At 51.3% G+C, this 17,567-nt stretch carries 14 protein-coding genes; 13 read left to right on the top strand and 1 reads right to left on the bottom strand.

The window, feature by feature from the left end; translation table 11 throughout:
• Positions 1–10: 10 nt before the first annotated feature.
• Positions 11–2,107, bottom strand: coding sequence for a hypothetical protein (locus tag ACTNCH_RS04190; RefSeq protein ID WP_441018931.1), 2,097 nt, complete (start codon positions 2,105–2,107; stop codon positions 11–13).
• 158 nt (positions 2,108–2,265) lie between these two features.
• Here ACTNCH_RS04190 and ACTNCH_RS04185 point away from each other — a divergent pair, with 158 nt between their 5' ends.
• The 13 genes from ACTNCH_RS04185 (at position 2,266) to ACTNCH_RS04125 (ending at position 17,564) form a co-directional block, all read left to right on the top strand.
• A complete protein-coding gene (locus ACTNCH_RS04185; RefSeq protein WP_441018929.1) occupies positions 2,266–2,892 on the top strand; it encodes an AAA family ATPase in 627 nt (208 codons plus the stop codon).
• Between the two features lie 95 nt (positions 2,893–2,987).
• The gene (locus ACTNCH_RS04180) at positions 2,988–3,956 is read left to right on the top strand and encodes an alpha/beta fold hydrolase (protein WP_441018927.1); all 969 of its coding nucleotides are present in this window, start codon (positions 2,988–2,990) and stop codon (positions 3,954–3,956) included.
• A complete protein-coding gene (locus ACTNCH_RS04175; protein WP_441018925.1) occupies positions 3,953–4,849 on the top strand; it encodes a DUF1002 domain-containing protein in 897 nt (298 codons plus the stop codon). Before ACTNCH_RS04180 ends, ACTNCH_RS04175 begins: the two co-directional genes overlap by 4 nt.
• A gap of 20 nt (positions 4,850–4,869) precedes the next feature.
• Positions 4,870–6,483: a response regulator gene (locus tag ACTNCH_RS04170; protein ID WP_441018923.1), complete on the top strand. Its 1,614-nt coding sequence runs from the start codon at positions 4,870–4,872 to the stop codon at positions 6,481–6,483.
• The gene (locus tag ACTNCH_RS04165) at positions 6,480–8,264 is read left to right on the top strand and encodes a cache domain-containing sensor histidine kinase (protein WP_441018921.1); all 1,785 of its coding nucleotides are present in this window, start codon (positions 6,480–6,482) and stop codon (positions 8,262–8,264) included. The genes ACTNCH_RS04170 and ACTNCH_RS04165 overlap by 4 nt, the downstream gene beginning before the upstream one ends.
• Positions 8,257–9,234, top strand: coding sequence for a substrate-binding domain-containing protein (locus ACTNCH_RS04160; RefSeq protein ID WP_441018919.1), 978 nt, complete (start codon positions 8,257–8,259; stop codon positions 9,232–9,234). The genes ACTNCH_RS04165 and ACTNCH_RS04160 overlap by 8 nt, the downstream gene beginning before the upstream one ends.
• A 265-nt stretch (positions 9,235–9,499) precedes the next feature.
• Complete coding sequence (locus ACTNCH_RS04155) at positions 9,500–10,501, top strand: ABC transporter permease (protein WP_441018917.1); 1,002 nt, start codon at positions 9,500–9,502, stop codon at positions 10,499–10,501.
• Between the two features lie 20 nt (positions 10,502–10,521).
• Complete coding sequence (locus ACTNCH_RS04150) at positions 10,522–12,015, top strand: sugar ABC transporter ATP-binding protein (protein ID WP_441018915.1); 1,494 nt, start codon at positions 10,522–10,524, stop codon at positions 12,013–12,015.
• A 14-nt stretch (positions 12,016–12,029) separates the two neighbouring features.
• Complete coding sequence (locus tag ACTNCH_RS04145; RefSeq protein ID WP_441018913.1) at positions 12,030–13,034, top strand: ABC transporter permease; 1,005 nt, start codon at positions 12,030–12,032, stop codon at positions 13,032–13,034.
• Positions 13,035–13,131: 97 nt separating this feature from the next.
• Positions 13,132–14,280 (top strand): substrate-binding domain-containing protein, encoded by a 1,149-nt coding sequence (locus tag ACTNCH_RS04140; RefSeq protein ID WP_441018911.1) that lies wholly within the window; start codon positions 13,132–13,134, stop codon positions 14,278–14,280.
• A 91-nt stretch (positions 14,281–14,371) separates the two neighbouring features.
• Positions 14,372–14,812 carry an RbsD/FucU family protein gene (locus ACTNCH_RS04135; RefSeq protein ID WP_441018909.1) on the top strand — a complete coding sequence of 147 codons (441 nt, stop codon included), beginning with the start codon at positions 14,372–14,374 and terminating at the stop codon, positions 14,810–14,812.
• A 118-nt stretch (positions 14,813–14,930) separates the two neighbouring features.
• The gene (locus ACTNCH_RS04130) at positions 14,931–16,379 is read left to right on the top strand and encodes a GDSL-type esterase/lipase family protein (RefSeq protein WP_441018907.1); all 1,449 of its coding nucleotides are present in this window, start codon (positions 14,931–14,933) and stop codon (positions 16,377–16,379) included.
• Positions 16,380–16,397: 18 nt separating this feature from the next.
• Positions 16,398–17,564, top strand: coding sequence for an ABC transporter substrate-binding protein (locus ACTNCH_RS04125; protein ID WP_441018905.1), 1,167 nt, complete (start codon positions 16,398–16,400; stop codon positions 17,562–17,564).
• Positions 17,565–17,567 lie beyond the last annotated feature (3 nt).

Below are 17,567 nucleotides of genomic sequence, written 5' to 3'. Positions count from 1 at the left end.
TATTTTCTTTCTATGGATGGAATATCCGGCTCACATACAGATAGAAGTCCGGATTCTTTAACAACACATCATTGGTTTCATTCGAGAAAATCGTAAGAACTCCCCTCCCAATCGTCACCAGTATCGCGCACAACACTATTACGTACAGAATTCGCGCGGATCGCGTTCCGTCAAAATGGATCTGCTCCAGTATCAGGAACAGGGCCAGCACGGACAGAGCCAGGGTCAGGTCGCAGACATAGCGGATATGGATTCCGCCCAGCATAAAATCCAGATACCCCAGGGCCAGAGCCGCCAGCAGCACCAGCACGCCGGTCTGTTTTTTCAGAAGTCCTTTCCGGTCGGAGGAAGAAGACCGCGTGAATACTGCCGGAATCAACAGGAATATGACCAGATTCAGCGGCATTTGCAGGAGCCCTGCGCTGTATTCCTGATAGAGATAGTTGCCGAAATCCACACATTTCTCTGTGGTGAAACGCAGGAAGGGGAAAAATTCTGTGTATACAAAGGATTCCGCAAAATAGTGATAGAGCATGGAACCAAAATGGTGCAGGCCTGGCGTCACGGAATTGTAGCGGATATCGCTTTCCGTCAGCTGGTAGGAGGTGCCAAATTCAAAAACCGATCCAAAACGGATAGCGTTATAATACATGATTCCGGCTGCTCCCATGAGAACCGGGATCAGAAAAGGCAGGGCGCTTTCCAGAAAGCGCTGCCGGGCAGGCCGCTTCTTATCAAAGAGAATTTGCAGGAATAGCGGCGCGCCGAAGGCCATCGCCAGCAGCGCTGCGTTGGGCCGGGACAATACCAGCATTACTACGGAAAGTCCGCAGAGCGCAAAGAGTACGATCCGTTTCCAGGGCTTCCCTGCCTGATATCCATAGCAGGCGAAAGCTGCAAATGCGCCCAGCCAGCCAAAGGAGGCAATGAGCGGCAGATAGTAAAAACTGGAGGCTGAAGCCTGCATAAGCCACAGAAAGCTGCCGCCTATCACAGCCAGTTCTCCTAAGAGAAAGAGCAGCAGGTTGGCCTTTGGCGTAAAGAGCCGCATAAGCCCCTGAATGGCCGCAAAGATACACAGAATGGCAAAAACGGTGAGGCAGGCTCCTGCGAAAATGGTCGTGGGCAGCATGCCGGTCAGCCAGAATACCGGGTAATAGACCATAAAAAGCGGTGCCAGGCCGAAGTAGGAATAGTATTTTCCGTTATAATAGGCCCGATCCCAGTGATATTTCACACCATTTTTATCCCGCTCGCCCTTATCGTAAGGGTTGGTAAGTTCATGTAAGGCCGGATTGACGTCCAGGTCAAGCTCCAGCTGTCCCTTTTCAAAGGCGTCCAGCTGCTGCATGTAAGCGTCCACTACCATCTCCGGGGAGCGAACCTCCTCCAGGGTCGGATAGGGCCGCAGAAGCTGGTGGGAAGCATCGCTTCCATACAGAATTCCGGCGGAGATAAAGAAAGCAAGCAGCAGCACGCCCAGATTCAGGAGGCGGTGGCTGCGTCTGTCCGGTTGATAATCCTGTGCGTAGAGACGGAAGCGTAAGGTCAGGAACAGCGCGGCCAGAAGCCCGGTCAGAAGGAATACACGAAGCCAGTGAATGGCGAGGGGCTGTCTGGCATTCAGGGTGGCTGAGAGCAGAAAAACCGGCTCATTCAGTTCCGCAAAGGTCAGACGCAGCCGGGTTAGATCGCCGCGGCTCTGGAGCCGCACGGTAAAGGTATTTTCCTGACCGCCCGGATTGACCGAGAAGCTGCCCGCCCCGGTGGTCTTCACAGAACTGGCCGCGTCACAGATGCCCACATTGCCGGAGATGACGCCGGAAGGCCCGGCCATGGTCACGGTCACCCTGCGCGTCGGCAGGGAAAGGCCGTCGAAGGATACGGACGGATTCTCCGGCAAGATTGCCAGGGCCTCCCCGTTCCAGCCCTCCATGCCGGAGAGGTCAAGGGCTGTCTCCGGATAAGCTCCGGAGTTCTGTGTAAAATAAGAAAATTGAAAAATACCGAGTTCCAGCACCAGCGCCAGGAAAAGAGCCAGGCACAGGGAAAGAGCCGCGGCCGTAGGCGTGGAAAGCCGGTGGAATTTCTGAATCGTATGCTTCATAAAGGAGATACCTGCCTTACTTCTATAAAATGGGATAACAATCTAATCTGATAATAGCAGAGCGGTCCCTGTTTGACAAGCGAAACAGCAATTGACAAAAGCCCGAAAAAAAACTACAATAAAATTAACTATCAGTGGTGAAAAGAGGAGGCTTGTATATGGACAAATTCGTAATAGCAATCACCAGAACCTGCGGAAGCGGGGCTACCTCTATCGGAAAAATTTTGGCAAAGAATCTGGGCGTGGAGCTCTACGATCGGAATATCCTCCGTCTGGCGTCTGACGACAGCGGTATCAGCGAGGAGCTGTTCGCCAGGGCAGACGAGGATCAGAAGCAGAGTCTTTTGTTCCGGGCGTCCCAGAAGGTATACACCGGAGGGTTGATCCCGCCGGAGAAGGAAGATTTTACTTCCAACAACAACCTGTTTAACTATCAGGCGAAGGTGCTGCGGGAGCTGGCAGACGAGTCCAATTACGTGGTAATTGGCCGTGCGGCAGATTATGTACTCCGTGATAAGCCGGGACTGGTTCGTGTATACATCTACGCGTCCCGGGAGAAATGTATCGAGAAGGAGATGAACCGTCAGAAGATCGACTGGAAGGCAGCGGATCGGTTCATTACCAAGACGGACAAGTATCGCCGTGATTACTATCGGTATTTTACAGGTCAGGAATGGGAGAGTATGCAGAATTACGATCTGTGTATCAACACAACCCAGATGAGCTTTGAGCAGGCGGCGAAGGCGATTCAGGACTTCGCGGAGAATATGCTTGCCGGGAAATAACAGATACAGAGAGATGAGAGGGGTATCTCAAAGCGGTCTCCGTGCAGATGCGCGCGGGAGATGCTCTGGGACACCCCTTTTTTGAGGAAAACAGAATGGCTGTAAAACGGGAATTTACATTTGCGTCCGCCGACGGACGAACGAAGATACATGGGGTGGAATGGAGGCCGGAGCAGGAAAAGCCGGTGGCGGTGCTTCAGATTTTCCACGGCATGGTAGAATATATCGAACGCTATGAGGAGTTTGCTTCATATCTGACGGACAGAGGATTTCTGGTCATCGGAAACGATCACCTGGGACATGGCCGTTCCATTGTGAAGAAAGAGGACTGGGGTTATTTCGCGGAAGAAAACGGAAATGAGATCGTATTGCAGGATCTGCGGAGGCTTCACCGGAAAACGGCGAAGCGATATCCGGATCTGCCTTACTTTATCCTGGGGCATAGCATGGGATCCTTTCTGCTCCGGCAGTACCTGTGCCGCTATGGGGACGAGCTGGACGGGGCCATTATCATGGGAACCGGAAGCCAGCCGCTGGCGGCGCTCCGGTTTGGGCAGAAGCTCTGCCGGTGTATGGCGAAGCTGCGCGGCTGGCGGTATCGCTGGCCCTTTGTTGACAATCTGGCCTTTGGCGGCTATAATAAGCACTTCCAGCCGGCCCGTACCAGCAAAGACTGGCTGAGCAGGGATGAACGGATGGTGGATGCGTATCTTAAAGATGAGCGTTGTACCTTCCTGTTTACGCTGAACGGCTATTACAATCTGTTCCGCAGCATTGAGGACGCGTCCAGACCGGAAAATCTTCAGAAGATGCCAAAGGATCTGCCGATTCTCTTTGCGTCCGGCAGCGCAGATCCGGTGGGAAATTTTGGAAAAGGTGTAGAACAGGTACGGAAAAGCTTTCAGGCGGCCGGTATGGAAGATGTAACCTGGATTTTATATGAAAATGACAGACATGAGATCCTGAATGAGACAGACCGGGCTACGGTCTACAAGGATCTCTACGCATGGCTGTACGTGCGGCTTGCTGAGCCGCGACGGAAAGCGGGAGGTAAAAAATCATGAAACTGACAAAGAAACTGTTATCACTGGCACTGGCAATGACCCTGGTTCTGGGGCTTGGAGTTACAGCAGACGCTGCTTCCGATGAAAAGCCGATTTTGGCTCTGGGCGCGGACTTAAAAGCCGATCAGAGGGCGACGGTGCTGGGACTCCTGGGTATCGATGAAGGCGACCTGGACGATTATGACGTGATCAGCATTACCAACAGCGAGGAGCACCAGTATCTGGATTCCTATCTTTCTTCTTCGGTAATCGGAACCAGAGCGCTGTCTTCCGTACTGATTCGTCCGGCCGACGAGGGCGCGGGACTGAATGTAACTACTTATAATATTAGCTACTGTACCATTGATATGTATACCAATGCGCTGCTGACCGCAGGACTTCAGGACGCCAACGTATTCGTGGCGGCTCCCACCAATATCTCCGGAACCTCAGCCCTGATTGGAGCGGTAAAGGGTTACGCGGAAATGACGGACAGCAAGGTAGATGAGCAGGCGCTGGAGACAGCGGTCAACGAGTTGGTAGTGACCGGAGATCTGGGAGATTCCCTGGGAAATTCCGAGACGGCTTCCGATATGATTGCCTATATCAAGCAGCAGGTTCTGGCCGGCGACATTGACAGCGACGCAGATATTGAAGCCGTAATCCGCGACGCCATGAAGCAGTTTGATATTAAGCTGACCGACGCCCAGATCAAGCAGCTGATCGAACTGATGCATAAGATCAGCAAGCTGGATATTGATGTGGACGCCCTTTCCAAACAGGCGACGGAGATTTATAACAAGCTGAAGGGAATGGGACTGGATCTGGATAAAATTGATACAGAGAAGGTAGGCAATTTTATCACCCGGTTCTTTGACCAGATTATGAATCTGATCAATCAGTTTATCGGGTAAAATAAGTGTGGGGGAGCATTATGTATAAGGTATTGCTGGTGGATGACGAGGCCCTGATCCGCGAAGCAATCGGCGAAAATATCCCTTGGGGGGAACTGGGATTTGAGCTGGTGGCAAGCTGTGAAAACGGACGGGAAGCCATGGAAGTGATCCGGGCAAAAAAACCGGATCTGGTATTGACCGATATCTGTATGCCCTATGTGGACGGTATTGAGCTGGCAAAATATATCTATGAGAATTGTCCGGATACCAGGACCATTATTATCAGCGGCTACGATGAATTTGAGTATGCCAAGCAGGCGGTACGCTATCAGGTCATGGAGTATATCCTGAAGCCGATTACGCCGTCGGAACTGACGGAAGTGCTTCTGAAGGCGAAGGAACAGTTGGAGGAAGCGCGGAGCAAGCGAAAAACCTTAAAGAAATTAAAAGGGGCCTATCAGAGCAACAGGCCTCTTTTGCGCGGACGTTTTCTGAACAGCCTGTTGCGCGGGGACGAGCATCCGGAGGAGCTGGAAGAGAAAATGAGAGATCTGGATGTATCCCTTCCGGGATCCTTCTATAATACCGCGATTGTGGAGGGAGACGATCTGACTCCGTTCCTGAACCGGTATTCAGGCGTGCGGGAGGAGCTGGCGTTATTTTCCATCTACAATATCACCCAGGAGCTGGTGGAGCAGAGGGGACTGGGCGCGGTGTTCCAGAATATGGACGCCCGGACTGTGATCATTTTCAGCGGGAAAGATCAGAAGGAGCTGGATAAACAGACAGAAACTGTGCTGGCAGAGATCCGGGCAACCATCCGGGAACTGCTTCTGATTGAGACTACCATAGGCGTGGGCGAGACGGTGGAGGATCGGATGAAGCTGTATCAGTCCTTCGAAAAAGCGAAGGCAGCCCTGGAACTGAAATGGCTGCTGGGCGGATCCCAGATCCTGGTATCCGGTATGCTGGACGCCTGCAAGAGCGCCCCGGTGGACGTGCCCCATTGGGCGGAACGGGTGCTCACGGCAGTAAAGGGAGGTAATTCAGAGGAGATTGAAAAAGAGGTGCGCGATTTTGCACAGGAGCTGCGGGAGCGCCGGGTGAACCGGACCCGCGCCATTATCTATCTGCAGAATCTGCTTCTCAGCGTGGTGAACAGCGCAGATCTGGAGGAGGATCAGGAGCCGGAGATCTATAAAGAGGAAAAGGAACTGATGAACCGGCTTTATACCTATGAACGGCTGCGGGATATGTCCACAGACGTGATTTCCATCTGCAAAAATATCTCCCGGCTGCTGAACGAGCAGAGGGACAGCTATGGAAAAAAACAGGCGCAAAGGACGCTGGAATATATCGAGCGCAATTATATGAATTCAGACGTGACGCTGAACTCCGTCTGCACCTATCTGGCCATGAGCACCAGTTATTTCAGCACCATGTTCAAGGCCCACACCGGGGAAACCTTTATTGAGGCGCTGACCAAGAAGCGGATGGAAAAGGCAAAGCAGCTGCTGGAAAATACTTCCAAGCGCGCCTATGAGGTGGCCGAGGAGGTTGGCTTTGCCGATCCCCATTATTTCAGCGTAGCCTTTAAGAAAGCTACGGGAAAGACTCCTACGGAGTACGCGAAGGAGAAACGGAAGAAATGAAAAAAAGCCTGCTGATGCGGTTCCGCAGTATCCGCACGTCTATCATTGTGGCCTTCAGCGCACTGATCGTCTTTTCGCTGCTGACCTATCTGGTGATTTCTCTGCAGTATACGGAGGATACGGTCCTGAAAAATTCCAGGGAATATACCTCCCAGTTGATTGGCCAGGTGAACAACGATATTGATTCCTACATCAACCACATGGAAAATATTTCCTATATCGTATCCGGCAATACGGACGTGCGGGATTATCTGTTTGCGGAAAATCTGAGCGAAGAACGTGCCAGGGAGCTGCGGGAAAGAATTACAACCGTGTTCCGGACTGTGTCGGATACCCGTGGGGATATTACCAATATCGGGCTGCTGCCCCAGAACCGGGAGCCGGTGATCAATGACGGGTGGGCGGAGCTGAATCCTTATGCCAGGGTCACAGAGATGTCCTGGTATCAGGAGGCGCTTGAACTGCAGGGACAGGCGGCTATCTCCTCCTCCCATGTGCAGAACGCGGTGCGGGATAAATACAACTGGGTGGTGACCTTAAGCAGAAGCATCACCAATAAGATCAGTCCGGGCGTCTGCGGCGTCTTCTTTGTAGACCTGAATTATAACTCTATTCAGGAGCTGTGCGAGCATATCAGCCTGGGAAATAAGGGTTACGTCTATATCCTGGATAAGGATGGGAGTATCGTATATCATCCCCAGCAGCAGCTGATTTACAGCGGAATGAAGCACGAACTGATCAGCGAGGTCATGGAGGGCGGCGATACCTCCTTTGTAACAGACGACGGAAAGCTGTACACGGTGTCCCGCTCTGAAGCCACCGGGTGGATCGTGGTGGGTGTGTCTGATATAGCTGAGCTGATGGAGGGAACCGATGCGGCCCGGCTGATTTACGTGATTATGGCTCTGGTGCTTTTTACTGTGGCGCTGACACTGGGGTATCTGATCTCCAATGAGATCACCCGGCCCATCAAAGGATTGGAGCGTTCCATGAAGGAAGTGGAGCGGGGAAATTTCGGCAATGCGGCCCTGGAGGTCCGTGACAACAGTGAAATCGGTTCTCTGACCCGCAGCTTCAACATCATGACCGAAGAAATCCAGAACCTGATGAAGCAGAGCGAGCGGGAGCAGCGGGCAAAACGGAAATACGAGCTGAAAGCGCTGCAGTCCCAGATCAATCCGCATTTCTTATATAATACCCTGGATTCCATCATCTGGATGGCAGAATGGGGGAAGAATAAAGAGGTTGTGACTATGACCTCCTCCCTGGCCAGATTGCTTCGGCGTACTATCAGCAACGAGCAGGAGCTGGTGACCATCGGAGAGGAAATCGACTGCACCGAGGCCTATCTGACCATTCAGAAGATGCGTTATAAGGATAAGCTGGAATACAGTATCGCGGTAGAGGACAGTATAAAAGAGGAAAAAATTGTAAAACTTCTTTTGCAGCCTCTGGTGGAGAATGCGATTTATCACGGTATCAAATATAAAGAAGGAAAGGGCACCATCGAGATTCGCGGCTTCCGTAAGGACGGTCTGATCTGGCTGGAGGTGGAGGACGACGGTATCGGAATGGATGAAGAAGCCCTCGCCCATATGTTCGAGAAGCATATCCGGGATACCAAATCCAACGGGGTAGGCGTTTCCAATGTGAACGAACGGATCCGACTGTTCTACGGACCGGAATACGGACTGCGTTACGAGAGCGAGCCGGGCAGGGGAACCCGGGCCATGGTGGTGATTCCGGCCGGAAAGGATAGGGCTGCGGTTGAAAATGAATAGAAAGAGAATGAGGCTTCTTCTGACAGCCGGAACGGCGATCGTTGTACTGGCGGGAGGCTTCTGGTACTGGAAAAAAGAACGGGAAGCGGCCCGTCCGCTGGATATTGTGCTGATTCAGAAGGCGTTGGACGATACGGATTTCTGGACCTCCGTTTATCAGGGGGGAGAGACGGCGGCAGAAGAATACAATGTAAACCTGACGGTGATGGGGCCGGAAAATGAGCGGCAGGTGGAGGAACAGAATCAGATGATTCTGGAGGCCATAGCCACAGAGCCGGACGCCATAGTGCTCTGTCCCTGCAGCACCGATCAGACGGTGCCTTACGCGAAGCAGATAGAAGAAGCCGGAATCCGGCTGATTCTGGCGGATTCCATCATGGACGAACCGGTAGGAAGCGCTGTGGTGGCTACGGATAATTACCAGGCCGGTTATAAGCTGGGCAGTTATATGAAGCGCTTCGCAAAGGAAGACAGCGTCATCGGTATCGTAGGCCACGTAAAAGGAAGCTCCACGGCGGTAGGCCGGGAAGCAGGCTTCCGCGCGGGTCTGGGGCAATTCGGAGAGCAGGTTGTGGAGATTGTATTCTGCGATTCCGACGCAGACAAAGCCTATGAGCAGACGAAGGAGCTTCTGAAAAAATATCCGGACATGGATATGATCGTGGGTCTCAACGAGTATTCTGCCGTAGGCGCGGCCCGGGCTGTGCGTGTTCTGAGAAAGACCGATCTGATCCGGATGGGCAGCATTGACAGTTCCATGGAACAGATCCAGTATCTGGAGGCGGGTATTTATGAAGCCCTGGTGATCCAGAAGCCCTTCAACATGGGATACCTGGGTGTGGAGACGGCAGTAAACGCAGTGCGGGGGAGAAAGATTGCGAAAAGTACAGATTCCGGTTCGGAACTGATTACAAAAGAGAATATGTATACAGAAGAGAACCAGAAGCTTCTCTTTCCGATTGCAAAATAAAGATTTTGCGGGCGGCTGTTTTGGACAGCTGCCTGCGGAATCTTTATTTATGTTGAAAAAGGCACTTTTTTTACCACATTTTCGTTGATTTAAAGAAGATTTTCAACCTTTCCAAAAAGATTTTCTATTACTTTATTCATAATTTGGACATATAATAGTCATAGATTGACAGAGCGGACAAGACTGAAGAAATGGTTGTTCCGTTCCTTTCGTTTCTTATTGGGGTGAAACGAAAAGGGGCAGTCAGAAGTTAGGAGGAAGGAAAGTGGAGAAGATAAAAGAAAATGCGTTCGTCAAAAAGATTGGCTTTAACACATTGGTTCTGCTGTGTGTTATGGTGGTGCTGTACATACTGTTTGCCATTGCGACGCCGCTGATTAAGACAAATGCAAGCTTCGTAAGTTATTCTCGAATCGTAAGTGCTCTGAACTACGCTTACTTTTTAGGATTTCTTGCACTGGGTGTAACATTCGTAATTGCGACCGGAGGAATCGATTTCTCAATCGGACCGGTTATGTTTTGTTCAGCACTGATTTCAGGATATATGCTGACCCTGAAGGGTGTACCGCTTCCGGTATGTCTGCTGGTAAGCATTCTGGTAGGAACCATCTTCGGTATCATCAATGGTTTCCTGGTAGCTTACGCAGGACTGCCTTCCTTCATCACCTCCATGGCGAGCATGATGATTGCAAAGGGCGTCGGCTCCGTATTCACCAAGACACAGTCTGTCAGCTGGCCCCAGTCATCAGACGCCAACGGCTGGTTCCGTAATCTGGTAAAGATGAAGATAAACGGTACGGATATTCCGACCGGTCTTATCTATCTGATTATCGGCGCGATTATCTGCTCCATTATTTTAAATAAGACAAAAGCCGGAAGATACATTCTCTGTATCGGAAGCAACCGCGAGGCGGTTCGTTTGTCCGGTGTAAATACAAAGAAATGGGAAATGCTTGCCTACATCATCTGTGGCCTGCTGGCAGGACTTGCAGCTATCTTCTATGTAGGAGCATACACTACCGTTCAGCCGGGTCTGGGCGATACCTTCAATAACGAGGCAATCGCGGGCTGCGTAATGGGCGGTACCTCCATGACCGGTGGAGTGGCATCCATCGCCGGAACTCTGGTAGGAGTTCTGATTATAGCCCTTCTGCAGGAAGGAATCTTGGCTATGGGATTCCAGATCAATTATCAGTATATCATTACTGGTATCATCGTACTGGTGGTTGTTTACGCTGACCTTAGAAGCCGGCGCAGACGGAATTAATCGGAAGGGGGAAGCGAAAAATGGGTGACGTAATTTTAACCATGAAGGGAATTGACAAGTCGTTCCCCGGCGTACATGCGCTGGATCACGTAGACCTGGAGGTACGTAAGGGAGAGGTTCACGCTCTGATGGGTGAGAACGGAGCCGGCAAGTCAACTCTGATGAAGGTTCTGACAGGTATTTACCACAAGGATGCGGGAACCATTACCTACGAGGGTAAGGAAGTAGAATTCACCAATCCGAGAGAGGCCCAGGACGCAGGTATCGTTATCGTGCACCAGGAGCTGAACATGATGGGTCATCTGACCGTAGCTCAGAACATTTTTATCGGCCGTGAGTACATGAATGGAAAGCTTATCGACGATAAGAAGATGAATGAAGAAGCAAAGAAGCTGTTTGATCAGCTTGGTATCAATATCGACCCGAAGGAGACCATGAGCCGTCTGACAGTCGGAAAGCAGCAGATGTGTGAGATTGCGAAGGCCATCTCCCACGAAGCGAAGGTTATTATTTTCGACGAGCCGTCAGCAGCCCTGACTGAGGCGGAGATCGAGGAACTGTTCAAGATTATCCGAGACCTGCGCGATAAGCAGATGGGTATCGTATATATCTCACACCGTATGGACGAGATTAAGGTTATCACAGACCGTGTAACCGTCATGCGTGACGGCGGATATGTGGGAACTCTGATTACCAAGGATTCCACCAAGGACGACATCATCAACATGATGGTTGGCCGTGTTATCTATGAGGACCCGAAGACAGAAAGCCAGGTTGCGCCAGACGCGCCGGTGGTTCTGAAGGTAGAGCACCTGAATGCGGGAAGAATGGTAAAGGATGTAAGCTTCGAGCTTCACAAGGGTGAAATCCTCGGCTTCTCCGGACTGATGGGAGCAGGCCGTACCGAGACAGCCAGAGCACTGTTCGGAGCAGACCCGAAGGATAGCGGCGATATCTATGTCAACGGACAGAAGGTCGATATCAAGACTCCGCAGGACGCTGTTAAATGCGGTATCGGTTACCTCTCCGAGGACCGTAAGCGTTTCGGTATCGTAGTAGACAAGACAGTAGCTGAGAACTCCACCATGGCTTCCATGGAGAACTTCATGAAGGGTATCTTCATTGATAAGAAGAAGGAGAAGGATACAGCTCAGGAATATGTAGAGGCCCTGAAGACCAAGACCCCCAGCGTGGATCAGCTGGTAGTCAACCTGTCCGGAGGAAACCAGCAGAAGGTGGTTATCGCCAAGTGGCTGGTAAGAAACTGCGACATCCTGATTTTCGACGAGCCTACCAGAGGTATCGACGTAGGCGCGAAGAGCGAGATTTATCACCTGATGAATGAGCTGGTAGCGGAAGGAAAATCCATTATCATGATTTCTTCAGAGATGACAGAGATTCTGCGAATGAGTGACCGTATCGTAATCATGTGTGAGGGAAGAAAGACCGGCGAGCTGGGAATCGAAGAAGCCACACAGGAGCGGATCATGCACGCGGCAACGCTTAGAAATTAGGAGGGAATAAGACAATGACAGACAAGAAAAACGGAAATGCTTTTACAAACAATCCGCTTGTGAGAGCGATTGGTGTACAGAAAATTGTCGTCGTGATTGTGCTGATTGCCCTGATAGCGTTCTTCAGCGCGGTAAGCCCCTCATTCCGACAGTATTCTACACTGTTAAGTATCATGGATTATACATACTACCTGGCATTCCTTGGAATCGGCGTAACCTTCTGCCTGATTACAGGCGGTGTTGACCTTTCCATCGGAACCGGTATGTTCTGCTACGCACTGATTGGCGGATACCTGATTACACGTCAGGGAATGCCGGTTATCGTAGGTATTCTGGCAACCCTGATTTGCGGTTTGGTAATGGGAATTATCAACGGACTGATTGTTTCCAAGGGCGGACATGCTCCGTTCCTGGCAACCCTCTGTACCATGATGATTGCCAGAGGTCTGGGCGCTATCGCTACCGGCGGAGCCAGCGTAACCTGGCCGGGCGCTACCGCACCCAACGGCTGGACCAGAAGCCTGTTCAAGCTGACAGTAGGTGAGACTAAGCTTCCCCTGGGCTTCCTGTGGGTTATGATTCTGGCAGTGGTTATGAGTATCGTGCTCAATAAGACACGTACAGGACGTTATATCATCGCAATCGGAAGTAACAAAGAGGCAACCCGCCTGTCCGGTATCAACGTAGCAAAATATCAGACCATGGCGTATGTATTCGCCGGTATCTTCACAGGACTTGCAGCGCTGGCTTACAGTTCCGCGTTCCAGTCCATGGCGCCCGGCGGCGGCGGTGGTGTAGAGCTGAACGCTATCGGCGGAGCTATCATCGGAGGAACCTCCATGAGCGGTGGAGCCGGAAGTATCTCCGGTACTATCCTGGGAGTATTCATTATGTCCGTACTCCAGACAGGACTTCCGCTTATCGGACTTCAGGCAAATTATCAGCAGATTATCATAGGACTGGTACTGATTGTAGCTGTTTACATCGACGTACTGAAGAATAAGAAGCTGGATAAGTAAGGGGAATTCAAAACTATATAACGATGTGTACTGCGGCGAGCAGTTCATATAAAAAAAGAATCCAATAAGGAGAACTTAATAAAAGGAGGATTTTTACATGAAAAAGAAGGTATTGGCAGCAATTCTTGCAGCAACGATGGTAGTTGGACTGACCGCATGCGGCGGCTCCAAGGATACCACCACCACAACAACTCCTGACGCAGCAACTGAGGAGACCACAGACGACGCAGCAGCAACTCCGGCAGCTGACGCAAGCGGAATGTCTTTCGAGATCGTTTCCAAGGGTCTGCAGCATCAGTACTGGCAGGCAGTTAAGAAGGGTGTTGAGCAGAAGGCTGCAGAGCTCGGAGTTACTGTTAACTTCGTAGGTCCGGACAGTGAGTCCAACATTTCCCAGCAGGTTCAGCAGCTTGAGAGTGCTCTGAACGCTAACCCGACAGCAGTTGGTCTGGCAGCTCTGGATACAGAGTCCGTTAAGGATCTGCTTCAGAAAGCAAAAGACAGCAATATTCCGGTAATCGGATTTGACTCTGGTGTTCCGGGCGCTCCGGAAGGATCCGTACTTGCAAACTGCTCTACTGACAACTACGCAGCAGGCGCTCTGGCAGCAGAGAAGGTTTACGAGGCAGTTAAGGATCAGGTAGCTAACGCAACCGCTCCGGTTCGTGTTGGTGTAGTAGCTCAGGATGCTACTTCCGAGTCCGTTATCAACAGAGGTCTTGGCTTCATCGACAAGTTCGCTGAGCTGGCTAAGGCTGATGGCAAGACTGCTAACGTAGTTGGAAACGACAAGTACATCGCAGATTCCAAGGCTGAGAAGACCGATGGCGCTGACGTTGTTATCGACGTTCGTGTACCGGCAAGCGTTACCTCTGAGCTGTCTGCAGCAGATGCAACCGCTCTGATGAACGAGAAGGATACTATCGCAATCTACGGCTCCAACGAGCATTCCGCAAACGCTATCATCACCGCAAACGAGAACCTGAACAAGTGCGGCGTTGGCGAGGGCAAGATTGTTGCAGCAGGCTTTGACTCTGGCGCAGCTCAGATTCAGGCAGTTAAGGACGGCGTTCTGCTTGGTTCTATTACTCAGGCTCCGGTAGCTATGGGTGAGACTCTGGTTCAGCTTCTGTACGATGCAGCTTCCGGAAATACCGCAGCTGTTAAGGATACAGATACCGGATGCCAGTGGTATACAGCAGAGAACTGCGGAGACGCAGAGATCGCACAGAACCTGTACGAGTAATCTGTTTCGGCAGTATCGCTGAAAACTGAATAAAATAGTGAGGGGCACACCAGATGGTGTGCCCTTTCTGAAACAGAAAAGGAGAAGTATTATGTTAAAAGGAATTCCGAAGATTTTATCCCCGGAGCTGCTGAAGGTGCTTTGTGAAATGGGACACAGTGACCGTATCGTAATCGCAGACGGCAATTTCCCGGCTGAATCCATGGGGAAGGAAGCGATCGTGCTCCGCTGCGACGGACATGGCGTACCGGAACTGCTGGACGCTATCCTGCAGGTGATTCCTCTGGATACCTATGTGGAGAAGCCCATGAATCTGATGGAGGTTATGCCGGGCGATCCCGTAAAGACTCCTATCTGGGATACCTACAAGGAGATCGTGGCAAAGCACGATGAGAGAGGCGCGGCCTGCGTGGGCAACATCGAGCGGTTCCAGTTCTACGAGGAGGCAAAGAAGGCGTACGCCATCATTGCTACCGGAGAGAGCGCAGTATATGCCAACGTAATGCTCCAGAAGGGCGTTGTCATCAACTAAAGCGTGAAAAAACTGTGAAATATTCTTAATATTTTCGGTATTTTGGGGGATATGCCTTGCGGCATATCCCTTTTTAAGTTATACTTTACTGCGAGTTACAAGGAAAAGTGGAGTGATTATGAAAAAATGGAAAAAATGCCTGTCGGCGCTGATTTGCGCGGCAGTTCTGCTGCCGGGAAGTACCGTCTGCGCCAGTGACAGCGACGATAAACTGGAGCGGCAGCTTGCCCAGGTTATGCCGGAAAAAGCCGACTGTATGTTTGAGGACGGTGATGTGGTGGGCTTTATCGGCGATAGCATCACTCAGGTAGACTATACAGGTATCAGTTATCAGGAATTTATTTACAATTATTATATAACACGCTATCCGGACTGGAAGCTGGAATTCCGTAATCTGGGAACAGCTTCCTATATGGCTTCCGATGCGGTACGGCTGTACAGTGAAAGCGCGGCGGTGACGGACAAGGCCATAGATGGAATCAACAAGGCTGTGATCATGTTTGGAATGAACGAAGCCCTTCACGACTGGTCGGCCTCCAGCTATATTCACAGTATCAATCAGCTGGTAAAGCTGCTGAATAAAAAGGGGATCGACAACGATCACATCATTTTAGTGGCGCCGACGCCCTACGATCAGACCCGCAGCTCCAATTACCGGGAAGATGGTTCCAAGAAGCACAGGGACGATGATTTGCTTTATGAATACGCAGGCGAGTTAAAAATCCTGGCCGACGAGCTGGGAACCCATTATATTGACCTGCATACGCCCATGCTCTGGGTGACCGATATTGTGCAGCAGATGATTCCAGACGATACTCTGACCGTGACGGACAATGTGCATCCCAACGCCATGGGGAATACCCTGGCGGGTTTCTTCTTTCTGTATCAGCAAGGGGCCGGCAAAGAAGCAGCTTCCGTGAAAATAGGGGAAGGTGAATCCGCAGAGGCGCGGAATGCGGAAGTGACGAAGCTGAAACGAAAGGGCGACCGATACATATCATTTCGATATCGGCCCGGCAGTCTGCCCATGGCAGTGACCTATGAATTTGAACAGGCAACCCAGTATTTTGAAGTAATTGACGAAATCAGCAGGGAAGATCTTCAGGTGAAGGGACTGCACCCGGACATCACCTACCGGGTGTATATGAACCGGATTCTGGTGGGACAGTACCGGGGTTCCGAGCTGGCGGAAGGTATCAATCTGGCCAGTTTGGTTCTGAATCCGGGCCAGGAAGCAGCCAAGCAGCTGGAAACCCTGAATCAGGCATGGCACAGCGCATCTTCAGACTATCGCTCCGTGGTGCGGCAGGCCATGAAGGGGCAGGCAGATCAGAAAGATGTGGACGAAGCCTATGAGGAGTGGAATGGAAAAGCTCTGGCGTTGATAGGGCAGATGTACGATATTGCGGGAAAAAGCACAGAGCACGCCAGAATCGTGGAGATTGTCAGCGAAGATTATCATGTGTGGATGGGACACGAGATCTGGCAGTGGATAGCAGGAAGCATGGCGGCCGTAGCGCTCGCGGGGGGATATCTGTTGTGGAGAAAGAGACGGAAACGTCTTTAAAAAACAGGAGGAAGGAATATGAAAAAGTTTGCAGCAATGTTGTGTGTGGCGGGACTGCTGACCGGCTGTGCCATAGGCGGTGAGAAGAAGACAGAGAATGTGAAGCCGGAGACTCCGGCCCAGACAGAGGAAAAGTCCGAAACAGAAAAACCGGAGGAGAAGAAGGAAGAGACGGAAAAGGAAACGACTGCAGAGGAGACTGCGCCGGATAATTTTCAGGAATTATTCAGTATCGAAGCAGAGGGGATTGATTATCTCTCCGTCGAGGAAATTGAAGTTCCGGAGGGCACAGCTATTTCCATGATTGGAAAGGATTCCGGCAGCGGCTTCTGGAAGCGCGTCAAAGCGGGCGCAGAGCAGGCTGTAAAAGACGTCAACGCAGCTCTGGGCTACACCGGAAACGCAAAGATAAAGCTGACTTATGACGCGCCGTCAGGAGAGAACGTATCCGAGCAGATCGACATCATCGATCAGATGTTGGATAAGAATCCGGACGCGCTGATTGTGGGTTATGTGGATGTGAATTCCGGAAAAACCCAGCTGGAGCTGGCTGAGGCTAACGGCATACCGGTGTTTGCGGTAGATTCCAGTATCCAGAATTCCCTGATTGTCAGTGAAACCAAGACCGATAATTATAAGGCGGCCGCAGAGGCTGCGGATAAACTGTGCGAGCTTATCGGCGACTCCGGAGAGGTGGCGCTTCTGGTGCACAGCTCAGAGACAGAGACCGGTATCGAGCGGGAAAAGGGCTTCCGGGAGGAAATCGAGGAGAACCATCCGGATGTAACGATCATAGACACGTCTTATGTAAACCAGGACGAGCGGAGCGCGGAAGAAATCGTGGCAGCCGTTATGGCAGAGTATCCGGATCTGAAGGCTTATTTTGGAACCAATGAAAATGTAACCAAGGTTCTGGCTACGGTGGTATCGAAGTTTGCAGAGGAAAATGAGACCGTTATCGCCGCAGGCTTTGATGCGTCCAACAAGCTGGTACAGGCGGTGAAAAACGGCCAGTTAGCCGGCGTTATGGCCCAGGATGCCTTCGGAATGGGCTACGCAAGCGCGGTATCCGCCCTTCGGACCATTGCAGGTATGGAGAATGCGTCTGTGATCGAACCGGGCTATTACTGGATCAATGCAGAGAATACCGAAGACGCCATGACCCAGGCGCTGACTTATAAATAAAAA

This window comes from Candidatus Merdisoma sp. HCP28S3_D10 (genome assembly GCF_052065835.1).
Taxonomy (GTDB): domain Bacteria; phylum Bacillota; class Clostridia; order Lachnospirales; family Lachnospiraceae; genus Laedolimicola.
This window is presented reverse-complemented; position numbering and strand designations above follow the sequence as displayed.